The sequence below is a fragment of the Campylobacter concisus genome (assembly GCF_003048835.2).
GTDB lineage: Bacteria > Campylobacterota > Campylobacteria > Campylobacterales > Campylobacteraceae > Campylobacter_A > Campylobacter_A concisus_D.
In genome coordinates, this window is the sequence record NZ_CP060705.1 from 942159 (window position 1) to 956245 (window position 14087).

Here is a 14087-nt window from a genome sequence, read left to right on the forward strand (position 1 = left end):
CTATGCAAAACGAATTCGCTTTTTTTCCAGGATGCGTACTCTCTCAAGCAGCTAAAGAGGCTAAGATGTCGCTTGAGGCTATCGCTCCGATACTTGGCTGGAAGCTTCACGAGATAAAGGGCTGGAGCTGCTGTGGTGCCCAACAAGCACAAGACGTCGATCCTATCGCTACGCTTGTGGCAAATGCTAGAAACATAGCGCTTGCAGAACAGATGAATATGCCGATGCTTACGACATGCTCAACTTGTATGCTAACTCTAACAAGAGCTAAAAGCACGCTTGATAAGGGCGCAAAAGATCGTATCAATACATTTTTAGCTGAAGGCAATATGAAATATAATGGTACATCTGAGGTAACAAGTCTTCTTTGGGAGCTTTACCAAAATGTTGATACGCTAAGAGCAAAGGTTGTTAAACCACTTAGCGGACTAAAAGTAGCGCTATTTTACGGCTGCCACAGCCTAAGACCTGAAAAAGATCTACACAATAGAGAAAGCTCAGTAAATCCAAAGAGCTTTGAAACTGTTGTAAGCGCACTTGGTGCTACTATCGTGCCATTTGAGAAAAGACTTGACTGCTGCGGCTTCCACGCTAGCTATCCAGCTGGAAAATCAGTAAGAAAAATGTCAAGCCAGATCGTAAATAACGCTGATCAAAATGGCGCAGACGTAGTTGTCACTCCATGCCCACTTTGCCAAATGCAACTTGACATCTATCAAGAGAGGTATCAAGATGAGAACCACTCAGATGTTAGAAAACCTATCATCCACCTCTCTCAGCTTGTAGGTCTTGCACTTGGACTATCTGTTGAAGACTTGGGTCTTGATCTAAACATCATCGACGCTACCAAGATAGCGTAAATTTTATCCCACGTCTTTTGGCGTGGGAGATTTCAAACATAAATTTTTCAAAATAAATAAAATTTGATAACAAAATAGTTTTAAAATTTACTTTGTGACATAGAAATTTGCCTGCAGCTAAAATTTATTTAAATTTACTCTTTTATATCATCGTAAAAATAGCGTTACATCAGGTAATTGCATTAAATTTTAAATATAAAAAATAGCGATAAAATCACAATTTATTATATAAGATAAATTATTTTTACTTATAGTAATCGTCTACAAATTCAATTTTATGTAGTTTTATATATAAAAATAATATGTAAAATTTTATGTAAATAAAGCTAAATTTGCTCGTTTTTTTGCTATCTACTATCTTTTTTATAAGCTCTATATCGCCGTTCATTGCTAAGCCCATAAAGCAAATGCCGCTTGCACCAGCTTTTATAGCTTCTTTGTAGTTTTGGTTGTCTAGTCCGCCAAGTGCGTAAATTTCTTTGTCTAAGCTTTTTAGCTCGCTTATAAAATTTAACCCTTTTGGCTCTAAGCCCGCCTTGCAAGAGGTAGCAAATATATGAGAAGCAACGAGCACGTCAGCGATAGTGGCTGAAATTTTAGCCTGCTCTAGGTCGTGAGCTGGGGCGTAAATTTTAGCTGTTTGTCTAAATTCTTCTAAAAAAACGGTGTGATTTTTAAAAAAGTCAAGCTGCGCTGAAGTGAGCCAAAAGTCGCTATTTAGCTTGCAGGCTACGTCAAAAAATTGATTAATAATAAATTTCTTGCGATAGTTTTCACAAATTTGAGCCACAACCCTAGCAAGATCGTAAAATTGAGCCTCGCTTAGCCCCTTTGCACGAAGCAAAATTTCATCCACGCCAGCCTTGCAAAGCAGCTGTATCCTCTTTAAAAAGTCATCGCCCTCATAGCTTTCAAAGTCGGCCACACAGAGAATTTTAAACATATACGTACTCGCTCATCAAGGGCTCTAGTCCGTTTGCTTTTATCATAGCCTTGATCTCATCCACGCTTCTATCGTCGCTTATCTCAAACTGCTCGTCACCCTTTTTCTCTTCGCCGTGAGCTCCGATGCTCACTTTTACGCCAGCGCTTATTTTGTTTGTGGCGATCTTTACGGCGTTATCGCGAAATTTCGCCTTTTCTCTGGTTGAGATCGTTATGCTAGCTGTTGGCATGAAAATTCTATAAGCGCAGATCACTTGCAAAAGCTCGCGCTCGCCCACGTCACGCGGGTTGATGCGGTCGTTGTTAATGATAGGACGAAGTCTTGGGCATGAAAATGCGATCTCGGCGTGCGGATATTTTTTTTGAACCAAGCTTGCGTGCAGTGCGGTCGCAAAGGCGTCAAGTCTAAAGTCATCTATGCCAAGAAGTGCCGCAAAGCCAACCCCTCTCATGCCTCCAAGAAGCGCTCGCTCTTGCGTGTTTATGCGGTAAGGGAAGATTCTTTTATTGCCGCCAAGGTGGATCTTCTCGTATTTTGTGGGATTGTAGGTCTCTTGAAAGACGGTCACGTAGTCCACGCCGCTTTTGTGAAGCAGGGCGTAGCCGTCTGAATTTAATGGGTAAATTTCAACCCCAACGACTTTAAAAAATTTCTTTGCCAAAGCGCAGGCATTTGCGATGTAGGCGACACTTGAGTTGGTCTCGCTCTCGCCTGTTAGGATCAAAATTTCTTCCAAGCCGCTCTTTGAAATTTCTCTTAGCTCTCTTGTGATCTCCTCGTCGCTTAGCTTTGCCCTTTTTATTTTATTTTTAGCGTTAAAACCGCAATAAACGCAGAGATTATCGCAGTAGTTTGCTATGTAAAGTGGAGTAAAAAGAGTTATGTTTGAGCCAAAATTTGCCCTTGTTTTTGCCTGAGCAAGCTGAGCTATTTGCTCTAAAAATGGCGCTGCAGCAGGTGAGAGTAGGGCTTTTAAATTTTCAAGCGAGCAGTGCTTTGCATTAAGAGCTGCTTTTACGTCTGTTTCGGTGTAAAATTCTGGCTTGTAATTCGCGCGCTCTTTTAAAATCTCATTCATAATGTCGCTGCCAACATCCTCCATGTGAGGTAGCAGCTGCATGTGGTCGGTTCTTGTAAATTTCATCAGTCTAAAAATCCAGTGAGCGGTGATGAGGCATTTGCGCTTTTGCTTTTTGCGCCAAGCCCTGCTAGGTAGGCGTTGCGACCAGCGATGATAGCCTCTTTGAAGGCTCTTGCCATGAGTGGGATATTTTTAGATGAGGCGATGGCTGTGTTTGCCATGATCGCAGCCGCCCCCATCTCCATCGCTTCGCACGCTTGTGATGGCCTGCCTATACCAGCATCAACTACGATCTGCGTATCAAGCTCGTTTATCAAAATTTCAATAATATCTTTAAAAACTAGCCCTTGGTTTGAGCCAATGGGAGCAGCTAAAGGCATTATGCAGCTAGCTCCTGCACTTAGCATCGCTCTTGCGGCGTTTAGATCAGGAAACATATAAGGCATTGGCACAAAGCCGTCATTTGCCAGCGCTTCGCATGCTTTTATGGTTTCAGCGTTGTCTGGAAAGAGAAATTTAGAGTCAGTTATGATCTCTATTTTAACAAGCTCCCCGCACCCAAGCTCACGTGCGAGCTGGGCGATACGAACGGCCTCTTTGGCGTTTCTAGCGCCACTTGTGTTTGGCAAGAGCGTCACGCCTTTTGGGATAAAGTCAAGTATATTTCGCTCTTTGCTCTCGTTTATGCGCCTAAGAGCAAGGGTTAAAATTTCTGCGCCAGCCTCGTTTATGGCTGAGTCGATGAGCTCGTGTGAGTACTTGCCAGAACCAAGGATAAAGCGGCTTTGAAACTCCTTGCCGCCAAGGATCAAACTATCATTTTGCACTTACGCCTCCAAGCCCATAAGCAGTCTAATGGCTAAATTTGCCTCATGATTTGCGCAGATCGCAACGCGCGGTGCCATGAGCCCTTGACCGATCTTTGCTTCGTTTGTGAGGTCACCGCAAAGGTAGACATTTTTGGCAAATTTTATGGTTTTTATGAGATTTGAGCTAAAGTATCCTGCCATGCCAGAGGCGCCGATGATCTTTTTCTCTTTTAAGCTCGCACCAGCTTCGTTTAGTATCATCGCCTTGCCAGCGACGTTATCAAAGGCTTCGCATAAAATTTCGCACTCGTCAAAGACGCTAGCTACGTTTTTTTCATCTAAAAATATATCGTGAGCCTCGACCTCGACAAAGGGATTTACGTCATTTATCAGCTCTTTTAGCGCCTGCGTCTTTTTTAAGCCGATGTGGCGGACGAAATACTGCTGGCGGTTTAGATTACTTGGTTCAACGACGTCAAAGTCGGCAAGCACTAGCTTTTTTACGCCAACTCTTGCAAGACTTAGCGCGATATTTGAGCCAAGGCCGCCAAGTCCAGCCATGCCGATCACGGCTTTACTTAGGGCTAAATTTAGCTCAGGGCTGTTTCGTGAAGCGATCATCGAGCGTAAAACTTCACGCTCAGGCATCACGCCACGCCTTATAAATACGACATTTGAGCCATCTTTTAGCTCGCTATCTTCTTTTATAGCAAAGCCATCAACGATAAAAATGTCTGGCTTTGTCGCGTTAAATTTCTCTAAGAATTTATAAATTTCACTCTCTTTATCGCCAAGAGCAAGCTCTTTTAGCTCGCTAAGGCTTTTTACTGGCACTTTAAATTTTGTGCCGTTTAGTACTATCTCTATCATTTTCTCCTCATCCACCGCCAACTAAAGTGACGATCTCATAAGCTTTGCCATCACTCATAAAGTGCTCACTCCAAAACTTTTTTGGCAAAATTTCTCCGTCTCGCTCAAGGGCTATAAATTTAAGCTCATAGCCATTTTGAGCTAAAAAATCATAAACGCTTATATCGTTTTCAAGCTCGAAAATTTTGCCATTTAGTATAAATTTGATCATTAAATTTTGTAGCTTTTTACAAAATTTGCGATCCTCTCGATCGCTTTTTTTATGCTCTCGATGTCTGTTGCAAAAGAAATTCTAAAGTATCCCTCCATGCCAAAGCCCACACCTGGCACGGTTGCTACATTTACCTCTTCAAGCATCTTTTTGCAAAATCTAAGTGAGTCGCCGTCCACATCTTTACATTTTACAAATAGATAAAATGCGCCATCAGGCTTAACTACGCTTAGCCCAGGGATAGCGTTTATCATCTCAACTGCCACATCGCGTCTTCTTTCATACTCTTTTCTCATGTTTTCGATGTCTTCGTCAGTTTCGCCTAGAAGTGATGGGATAGCGCCTATTTGCACGATCGAGCTGATATTGCTTGTGCTTTGGCTTTGAAGCTTTTTGATGCCAGCGATGAGCCAGTCCATCGAGCTTGCGATATAGCCAAATCTCCAGCCAGGCATCGCGCCACACTTGCTTAGGCCATTTATCGTGACCGTTCTTTTGAAAAGATCCTCGCTTACTGAGGCCACTGCGTGAAATTCTTTGCCGTAGATTACTTTTTCATAAATTTCATCGCTCGTGACGATGATGTCAGTACCCTTTAAAACCTCGCCAAATGCCGCGATCTCTTCTTTTGTATAGACAGCTCCAGTTGGATTTGTCGGGTGATTTAGCGAAAAGACCTTTGTTTTTGGAGTGATCGCTTTTTTTAGCTGCTCGGCTGTGACTTTGAAATTTGTGTTCTCGTCCGCCTCGATAAAGACAGGCACGCCGCCACAAAATTTAACGATCTCAGGGTAGCTCACCCAGTATGGAGATGGGATGATGACCTCGTCACCTGGGTTGATAAGCGCTTGAAATACATTAAAAAGTGAGTGCTTTGCACCGATATTTGTGACGATTTGATTTGCTTTGTAGTCAAGTCCGTTATCTCTTTTTAGCTTTGCTCTAATGGCCTCTATAACCTCAGGCAAACCTGGCACTGGCGTATATTTGCCGCTTTTGCTATCGTTATCAAGTGCGTTTTTTACAGTTTCTCTTATCTTTTTTGGAGTCATAAAGTCAGGCTCACCAGCTGAAAGTGAGATCACGTCGATGCCAGCAGCCTTCATCTCTTTGGCCTTTGTGCTGATCGCGATTGTGATTGATTCGCTTAATGTTTGCATTCTGTTTGCTAGTTGCATTTTTGTCCTTTTTAGTTGATTGTCTTTAAGTAGCTATTATCATTTAAAAATAGATAAAGTTCGCCCAAAATTTGCTTCTTTTGTGTTTCGTTTATCAGAGTTGATTTTTCTAAGCGCTCATTTAAAGTGTCTTGGATCTCGTAGATATCGTAGTCCATGTCCTCCATGATATCAAGGATCGACTGGCTCTCTAGTAAATTTGTGACCTTGTAGCCATCACTTGTTATCTCTACCGTGGCTTCTGTTGGATGAGTGAAGAGGTTGTGCTTCATGCCGATCACCTCTTGATACGCTCCAACTAGGAAAAATCCCAAGAAATAATCCTCCTTCTCCACATCCACATCGTGCAAAAGCAGTGGGTTTTTCTCGTCATCATAGCTGATCTCGCCGTCGCTATCGCAGGTGATGTCCCAGATCGAAGCTGGCAGGGTAGGGCGCTCATCAAGCCTGTCAAGCGGCATGATAGGGAAATTTTGCTTTAGCCCCCAAAAGTCTGGCAAGCTTTGAAAGATCGAGAAATTTAGCAGGTATCTCTCTTGAACCTCTTTTTGAATTTTAGTTAGATCGCTTGAGTTGCTCTTATTACCAAGCATCACGACAGCTTTTTTGCTAATGAGCCTTAAAAGTACCTCTGCGTTTGATCTATCTTGCAGATCGACATAGCCTAGATCAAAGAGCGTGAGGATGCTCTCGGTGTGATGGATGGCGTCGTGCAGGTATTCTAGGGCATTTGAAGGCTTGATTGATTTGTAAAGATCAACTAGCTCGGTTATTAAATTTGGATTATTTTTCTTTAAATTTAGCTTCTCTTCGGTGTATTCTTGAGAAAAAAGCTCAAGTACAGGAGCCACCAAAAGCGCGTGAGAAGCGGCGATGTAGCGACCTGACTCTATGAAAATATCTGGTTCGATCTCCTTTTTTTGCTCACTTATGGTTTTAAGCATATAAACAACGTCGTTTGCGTATTCGTTTAGCGTGTAGTTTCTGCTGCTCTCCTCTTTAAACTGCGAGTATTCAATCGCTAGACCGCCGCCCAAATTTATCGCTTTTAAATTTGTTGCGCCCATTTTTCTAAGCTCAGCGTAGATGTTGCCAGCCTCGATGAGTGCCTTTTTAAGAGGGTGGATCTCGCTTATTTGAGAGCCGATGTGAAAGTGTATCATCGTGAAGTTTTCAAGCAAATTTGCCTTTTTTAGCATCTTTACAGCTTCTATTAGCTCGGTTGATGTTAGGCCAAATTTAGAGTGTATGCCGCCACTTTTTGCCCAGAGCCCCGATCCTGTCGAGTGTAGTCTCACTCTAAGTCCGATCTTTGGTTTTGGTTTAAAGCGCTCTTTTGCGATGGCGATTATCGCTTCAAGCTCGTTTAAGCCCTCAATCGTTAGCGTGATGTTATGCCCCATTTCTGCGGCGATGAAGCCTATGTTTATCATCTCTTTATCTTTAAAGCCATTTACCGTTATAGGCGCTTTGTCGTTGTTATAAGCCATAGTTAGAAGTAGCTCAGCCTTGCTACCAGCCTCAAGGCCGTAGTTATAGGGCTTGCCAAGGCGAACTAGATTTTTTACAAAGCCTGGATATTGATTTACTTTAAGCGGGAAAACGGCGTTAAAGCTGCCTTTGTAGGCAAATTCTTTCTTTGCCTTTGCAAAGCTTGCGTGGATCTGCTCGATCTGCTTTTGGATAAGGTGCGGAAAGCGAAGCAGCAGTGGACCTCTGTAGCCATCGTCTCTTATCTCTTTTACGATGTCGATGATCGCTGGCTTGCTAGCTTCGTTTATGCAGACTTTGCCGTCTTCTATCACAAAATTTGAATTGCCCCAAATGCTAAGTCCAAAATCATTCATCCCAGCTCCTTTTCAAGCTCATCTAAATTTATCGTTTTTTCATCTTTGGTCTCTAAATTTTTATACCAAATTTTATTCTCTTTCATCTCGTTTTCGCCCACGCAAAGGAAAATTTTTACATTTTTATTGTCGGCATTTTGCAGATGTTTTTGAAGTTTTTTGGCTTCGTATGAAATTTCGACCTGACATTTTTTGCGAAGTTTTGAGCCAAGATTATAGACAAAGTCTAAATTTGCCGCATCAAGCGCGCAAAGATAAATTCCAGCTCGCTCATCCTGGGCCTCACCTAAAATTTCCATTATCCTCTCAACGCCCATCGCAAAACCAACGCCGTAACTTGCTCTACCGCCAAGATACTCAACAAGCCTGTCGTATCTGCCGCCACCTGCGACTGCACTTTGTGAGCCGATCTCGTTGCTTATAAACTCAAACGCCGTCTTGCAGTAGTAGTCTAAGCCGCGAACGAGCTTAGTGTCTATCTCAAATTTAACGCCATTTGCTGTTAAAATTTCTTGCAGTTTTGCAAAATCAGCCTGCGCCTCATCGCTTAGGCTATCTGTGATAACTGGGGCATTTTTATAAATTCCTTGGCAGCTCTCAACCTTACAGTCAAGCACGCGGATAGGGTTTAAAAGCTTACGTCTTTTGCAGTCTTCGCAAATTTTATCGTCGTTTTCATCTAGAAATTTTACAAGTTTTTCTTTGTAAGACTTCATCGAGCTCTCGTCGCCTAGCGAGTTGATTTTTAATGTAGTTTTTATATTTAGTCTGTTAAAAATTTCGCTCACCATCAAAATAATGCTCGCATCCTCATAGACGCTGCCCTCGCCAAAGCATTCACAGCCAAACTGGTGAAACTCTCTTAAACGGCCTTTTTGTGGGCGCTCGTAGCGAAACATCGAGCCATGATAAAAGCAGCGTTTTATAGCGTTTGCCCTGTCAAGCTTCGCCTCGATAAACGCTCTAACAACGCCAGCTGTGCCCTCAGGACGCAAGCAAACGTCGTTGCCGCCTTTGTCTTCAAACTGATACATCTCTTTACCCACGATGTCGCTACTCTCACCGACACTTCTTTTAAAAAGCGCCGTCTCCTCGAGGTGCGGGGTCAAAATTTGCTCATATCCGTAGTTTTTTGCGACTTCCTCGCAGGTTTTGATTATCTGTGCGTAAAGTTTCGCGCGAGCTGGAAGCATATCTTTCATGCCACGAAGTGCCGTTATCATCGCATTATCCTTTTTATTTTTTGTGATTTTACTTAAAATTTATAAAATTTTCTATCTCTTTTGAAATTAGCTCTATGCTTTTAGACGCGTCTATAAAAAGTGTTTCAAAGCCATTTTTTATAAGAATTTGCTTCATCAGGCTTTGCACTTTTAAAAGATACTCTAGCCCACGAGCCTCGATCTTATCGCTTGTGCCTCTATTTTTTAAGCGCGAGCTTATAAGCTCATGGCTTGCTTCAAAAAAGATGATCTTATCTGCAAATTTATCATTTAATGCAAATTTATTAAGCTCTAAAAGCACGCTTTCATCTAAGTTTTCATCATTTGCCAAAGCGTAGGCAATGCCCGAGATAAAGCCTCTGTCGCTTAAAATGAGCCTACCTAAATTTGGAGCGACCAGCTTTTCAAAATGCTCAGCCCTATCAGCTAAAAAGAGTAAAATTTCAGCTCTTTTGCCTATTTTTATGTTTGAGCTTAGTAAAATTTCACGTAAATTTACACCAAGCTGCGTGCCACCTGGCTCTTTTGTGACGATGGCATCACTAAATTTAGAAGCTAAAATTTCTATCTGCGTGCTCTTGCCAACGCCATCAATGCCTTCAAACAAAACATACATTTTACGCCTTTAAATTTTTTAGAATTTTTGCTGGCACTAGGTTGCTCACGTCGCCGTCGTGGCGCAAGACTGAGCGGACGATCGAGCTTGAGATGAAGGCGTTATTTAAGCTTGGCATAAGATAAACCGTCTCAAATTCGTCCCAAAGCGCAGCGTTTGCGTAGCCGATTTGTAGCTCATACTCGAAGTCGCTAACCGCGCGAAGCCCTCTGATGACGGTGTTTATGCCGTGAGATTTAGCAAAATCAACGAGTAAATTATCAAAACCAAGCACGCTTACGTTTTTTAGCTCACAAACTGCCTCTTTTGCCATTTCGATGCGCTTTTCATGTGCGAACATCGGCTGTTTGCTGTCACTTTTTGCAACTGCGACGATTACCTTGTCAAAAATTTTTGTAGCCCTTATGATAACGTCTAAATGGCCGTTTGTGATGGGGTCAAAGGTCCCTGGATAGATGCAAGATTTTTTCAAATTTGCCACCTTTTGTAAAGATTATTTTCGATTTTTAAGGCATCAAGCCACTTGCCGACGATGAAATTTTCCATATCAAGAAGGCTCTTTATGCCTGCATAGTAGCCTAAAACTGGTGGTGCGATGATGGCTCCAAGAGATGAGAGCAGTTGCATCTGAGAGAGTGCGATCGCAGAAAACGGCATCTCTCTAACGCCCAAAACTATGGTTTGTCTCTCTTTTAGCGCGACGCTTGCGGCTCTTGTGATGAGCGTGTCGCTTATGCCGTTTGCAACTTTTGCTAGCGTGTTGGTAGAGCAGGGCGCTATGATCATCGCCTCCGTGCCAAACGAGCCAGAAGCAGGGCCTGCGCTAAGGTCTTGATCATCATAAATTTTTACACCAAGATCATCTAAATTTAGCCTCAAATTTTCTTCAGCCTCCAAGACTTTCAGGGCGTTTTTGCTAACTATGACGTGCGCCTCGCAACTATCTTTGGCGGCATTTACTAGCTTTAGAAAAAGCCCAGCTCCGCTTGCTCCGGTGGCTGCAAAAACTACTTTTTTCATCTTATAACTGCCTCATCTTTGCCTGAAACTGTGGCCTCTAAAATTTTATTTTCTCTTGTTCTTATCTTTATCATATCGCCTAAATTTCCATCTTCAAGTGCCTTTACCTCGGCAATTATCTTGACGCCACCTTCGCTTAAGACGGCGTTTAGCATTTGACCTTTTTTTACTAAGCTTATGGCGTTAAACTGGCGTTTGGTTAAAATTTCTCCGCTTCTTATCTGCACTTTTGTGACAAGCGTTGAGGCGCTAAGTCCAAAAAGCGCGTCACGTGGCCATTTGCTAAACTCGATCATCGTTGGTTGGTAGTCAAGTAGGCTTAAGATGTGGTTTGTATTCATAGAATTTATAGCGATAAAAACTGGCATTTTTGCGTTAAAGCTAAATTTAAAGTAAAGGCTCTTTAAGCTTAGATCAACATCCTCAAATGAGGCTCTAAAAACGCCTTTTTGGCTATTTTGGTCGTTTAAGAAGATATTTTTAAAGACTAAGTCTTTAAAATTTGCAGGGAGTTTGTTTTGCGGGCTTATGCTAAGATCGCTCACGCTGATACCTGGGTACTCGTTGCTGATCTCTCTTAGAAATTGCATCTGAATTTCATCCATGATAGAGCAGTTCTTCACAAAAGCCACGCTACCGCCGCTTTTGTCATTATATGTTTTAAAATTTGCTGTTAGAATTTCATAGAGTTTTCTGCTATCTATCTTGGCAGCTCTTTTGCCCTCTAAGTTTAAAATTTCATTGTCTTCGCCTTCAAAGCCAAAAGTACTGAGTGAAATTTGATCATTTACGACGCAATACATCGGATAGATGCTGACTTCATTTGCAAAAAGTTTTGTGGAAAATAAAAGAATGAGTATAAAAAAGATGGAGCGGGAAACGAGATTCGAACTCGCGACCCCAACCTTGGCAAGGTTGTGCTCTACCCCTGAGCTATTCCCGCAATCAAAATGAAGTCCGCATTTTATCAGATTGTTTTTCATTTGTCAAGGATTATGGAAGCTTTATAAGTGAAATTTCACTATTTTGTAAAATTTCACCTTGATCAGGGCTAGTTATCAACACAAAATCACTCTTTAATATATGATTTATCATGCCTGAGCCATATTTTCCGCCGTCAGTTGCTATAAATTTACCATCAATTACATTGCCAAAAACAGCATTTGCTCTGCCTGATTTTACCTTTAAATTTTCACTATTTATAGCTTTTTGTGTCACAAAATATTCGCTTTTTAGAAGTGGCAAAACAAGCATCATCGTGCAAAGATAAGCAGCCATAGGGTTGCCAGGCAAGATAAAAACAAGTCTGCCGTCTTTTTCGTAAGCCTTACAAGGTCTGCCAGGTCTTATGTCAAGGTGTGAGAAAATTTCGTTATATCCAAGCTCGCTTAGGGCTATCTTCATAAAGTCAGCCTCACCAGCGCTCGCTCCACCAGAGCAGATAACGATGTCGTAGTTTTCAGCGTTTAAAAATGCCTGTTTTACGGCACTTAGCTCATCTTTTATGATGCCAAGATATGAGCTTTTTTGGCTGATTGAGCTAAGAAGTGCAGCGATGCCAAGTGCGTTTGCGTTGTAAATTTCATCCTCGCTCGCTCTTTGCCAAGGCTCGATGATCTCGTTTCCGCTTGAGTAAATTCCAACACTAGGTTGCTTTTTAACTTCTATAAAGCTTATGCCCTGAGCTGCAAGCATCATCACGCTTCTTGTGTTTAAAATTTCACCACTTTTTAGTAAAATTTCACCAACCTTTGTCTCTTCGCCTTTAAAGCGATAAGCCTCGCCTTTTTTAAGCTTAGCTGGTGCTTTCACAAATTCGCCCTCAACTACGCAATCTTCAAATCTCATGACCGTGTCAGAGCCCTTTGGCATCTTTGCGCCAGTCATTATCTTCACACACTCGTTTTTGCCGATACTTAGCTGCTCTTTATCGCCTGCAAAGGCACTTGCGATGATCTTATAAGGCTCATCTTTTTCATCAAATTTAACCGCAAATCCATCAAGCGCTGAGTTATCAAAGCAGGGCAGGTCTTTGACCGCTATCACGTCATTTGCTAAGGTTTTGCCAAGAGCCTCGCTAAGAGGTAAAATTTCACTCTCATTTTTTGGTCTAAATTTAGCCCTTAAAGCCTCAAGTGCGTCATTTACTAGCATTTTTACTCCTCAAGCCTAACTATTTTTGCCCCAAGGCTTTTAAATTTCTCCTCAAGCCTCTCGTAGCCTCTATCAAGGTGGTAAATTCTATGCACCAAGCTCTCGCCATTTGCGATAAGAGCGGCTAGTATCAGCGCTGAGCTCGCTCTAAGATCTGTCGCCATGACATCAGCTGCGTTTAAATTTGCAGGGGCATAAACGCTTGCGATGTGACCGTTTAGGCGGATATCTGCGCCCATCCTAGCTAGCTCACTAACGTGCATAAAGCGGTTTTCAAAAAGCCTCTCATCTATCGTGCTAACGCCATTTGCTGCTAGACAAAGCGCCATAAACTGAGCCTGCATATCGGTCGGAAAGCCAGGATATTCAGTCGTTCTTATCTCGACTGGTTTTATCTCATTTGTCGGCAAAATCGTGATCTTATCGCCATCCACTTCGATACCAAAGCCCATCTCTTCAAATTTATTTAAAATGGCTGTCATGTGCGCAGCATTCGCCCTTGTGACTGAAATTTTGCTATTTGTGATAGCTCCAGCGCAAAGGTATGTGCCAGCCTCGATCCTATCTGGGATGACCTCGATATCGCAAATTTCAAGTAGCTTTTGACCGCTACCAGTGATCTTTAGCTCGCTCGTGCCGATGCCTTCTATCTTTACGCCACTTTTTGCCAAAATTTCACAAATTTGCACCACTTCAGGCTCAAGTGCGACGTTAAAAAGCTCTGTCGTGCCGTGCGCTAGGGCCGCTGCCATGATGATGTTTTCGCTGCCAGTTACGGTGATCTTATCAAAAACTATCTTTGCGCCTTTTAGGCCATTTGGTGCGGTTGCGACAACGTAGCCTTGCTTTATCTCGATATTTGCGCCCATTTTCTCAAGTGCGCTTAGATGCAGATCTATTGGCCTTTGTCCGATCGCGCAGCCACCAGGCAGGCTCACTTCGCAGTGTCCAAAGCGCGCTAGAAGCGGACCCAGCGTCAAGATAGAAGCACGCATCTTTCTAACGATGTCGTAGTTCGCCGTGGTCGAATTTACACTGCTCGTGTCGATACTTAGTGAGTTTTCATCTTTAAATTCGCACTTTGCACCAAGATTAACTAGCAACTGACAAAGCGTCTTTATGTCAGCGACATTTGGGATATTTGTTAAATTTATCTTATTTTTAGCAAGTAGGGTTAGGGCGATGATAGGTAGGGCGGCATTTTTAGCTCCGCTGATCTTTACTTCGCCGCTTAATTTGGCATTGCCTTCTATTTTTAGATAGTGCATCATT

The 14087-nt window shown here is 42.5% G+C and carries 15 protein-coding genes and 1 tRNA gene; 1 reads left to right on the forward strand and 15 read right to left on the reverse strand.

All coding sequences use genetic code 11. The features are described 5' to 3' along the window. The first annotated feature begins 2 nt into the window (after positions 1-2). On the forward strand, positions 3-860 hold the full coding sequence (gene sdhE / locus CVT08_RS04700) for an 8-methylmenaquinol:fumarate reductase membrane anchor subunit (RefSeq protein ID WP_107856747.1): 858 nt from the start codon (positions 3-5) through the stop codon (positions 858-860). 244 nt (positions 861-1104) lie between these two features. On the opposite strand, the gene CVT08_RS04705 is transcribed toward sdhE, so the two are convergent. The 15 genes from CVT08_RS04705 to murA all read right to left on the reverse strand — a co-directional run bounded on the left by CVT08_RS04705 (position 1105) and on the right by murA (position 14086). Next, positions 1105-1803, reverse strand: coding sequence for a thiamine phosphate synthase (locus tag CVT08_RS04705; protein WP_230855959.1), 699 nt, complete (start codon positions 1801-1803; stop codon positions 1105-1107). After that, positions 1796-2950, reverse strand: a complete 1155-nt coding sequence (gene thiH / locus CVT08_RS04710) for a 2-iminoacetate synthase ThiH (RefSeq protein ID WP_107856745.1) — start codon at positions 2948-2950, stop codon at positions 1796-1798. The genes CVT08_RS04705 and thiH overlap by 8 nt, the downstream gene beginning before the upstream one ends. Further along, positions 2950-3714 (reverse strand): thiazole synthase, encoded by a 765-nt coding sequence (locus CVT08_RS04715; RefSeq protein WP_107856744.1) that lies wholly within the window; start codon positions 3712-3714, stop codon positions 2950-2952. The genes thiH and CVT08_RS04715 overlap by 1 nt, the downstream gene beginning before the upstream one ends. Further along, on the reverse strand, positions 3715-4566 hold the full coding sequence (gene thiF, locus CVT08_RS04720; protein ID WP_107856743.1) for a sulfur carrier protein ThiS adenylyltransferase ThiF: 852 nt from the start codon (positions 4564-4566) through the stop codon (positions 3715-3717). It abuts the gene before it with no gap. Positions 4567-4573: 7 nt separating this feature from the next. Next, on the reverse strand, positions 4574-4777 hold the full coding sequence (thiS, locus tag CVT08_RS04725) for a sulfur carrier protein ThiS (protein WP_107856742.1): 204 nt from the start codon (positions 4775-4777) through the stop codon (positions 4574-4576). Next, on the reverse strand, positions 4777-5955 hold the full coding sequence (locus CVT08_RS04730) for a pyridoxal phosphate-dependent aminotransferase (protein WP_107856741.1): 1179 nt from the start codon (positions 5953-5955) through the stop codon (positions 4777-4779). The genes thiS and CVT08_RS04730 overlap by 1 nt, the downstream gene beginning before the upstream one ends. 11 nt (positions 5956-5966) lie before the next feature. Further along, complete coding sequence (speA, locus tag CVT08_RS04735) at positions 5967-7802, reverse strand: biosynthetic arginine decarboxylase (RefSeq protein ID WP_087581652.1); 1836 nt, start codon at positions 7800-7802, stop codon at positions 5967-5969. Next, positions 7799-9025: a histidine--tRNA ligase gene (gene hisS / locus CVT08_RS04740; protein ID WP_107856740.1), complete on the reverse strand. Its 1227-nt coding sequence runs from the start codon at positions 9023-9025 to the stop codon at positions 7799-7801. Before hisS ends, speA begins: the two co-directional genes overlap by 4 nt. A gap of 28 nt (positions 9026-9053) precedes the next feature. Continuing rightward, positions 9054-9641, reverse strand: coding sequence for a dTMP kinase (tmk, locus tag CVT08_RS04745; RefSeq protein WP_107860956.1), 588 nt, complete (start codon positions 9639-9641; stop codon positions 9054-9056). A 1-nt stretch (position 9642) separates the two neighbouring features. Then, entirely contained in the window at positions 9643-10113 is a 471-nt protein-coding gene (gene coaD, locus CVT08_RS04750) for a pantetheine-phosphate adenylyltransferase (protein WP_012001782.1), read from the reverse strand. After that, positions 10110-10661: a UbiX family flavin prenyltransferase gene (locus CVT08_RS04755; protein ID WP_107857003.1), complete on the reverse strand. Its 552-nt coding sequence runs from the start codon at positions 10659-10661 to the stop codon at positions 10110-10112. The genes coaD and CVT08_RS04755 overlap by 4 nt, the downstream gene beginning before the upstream one ends. Further along, entirely contained in the window at positions 10658-11464 is an 807-nt protein-coding gene (gene flgA / locus CVT08_RS04760) for a flagellar basal body P-ring formation chaperone FlgA (RefSeq protein WP_107857002.1), read from the reverse strand. Before flgA ends, CVT08_RS04755 begins: the two co-directional genes overlap by 4 nt. Positions 11465-11529: 65 nt before the next feature. Then, positions 11530-11604: transfer RNA gene (locus tag CVT08_RS04765), tRNA-Gly, on the reverse strand. A gap of 50 nt (positions 11605-11654) precedes the next feature. Next, a complete protein-coding gene (locus CVT08_RS04770) occupies positions 11655-12815 on the reverse strand; it encodes a molybdopterin molybdotransferase MoeA (RefSeq protein WP_107857001.1) in 1161 nt (386 codons plus the stop codon). Positions 12816-12817: 2 nt separating this feature from the next. Further along, positions 12818-14086 (reverse strand): UDP-N-acetylglucosamine 1-carboxyvinyltransferase, encoded by a 1269-nt coding sequence (gene murA / locus CVT08_RS04775; protein WP_103567538.1) that lies wholly within the window; start codon positions 14084-14086, stop codon positions 12818-12820. Between the last annotated feature and the right edge of the window lies 1 nt (position 14087).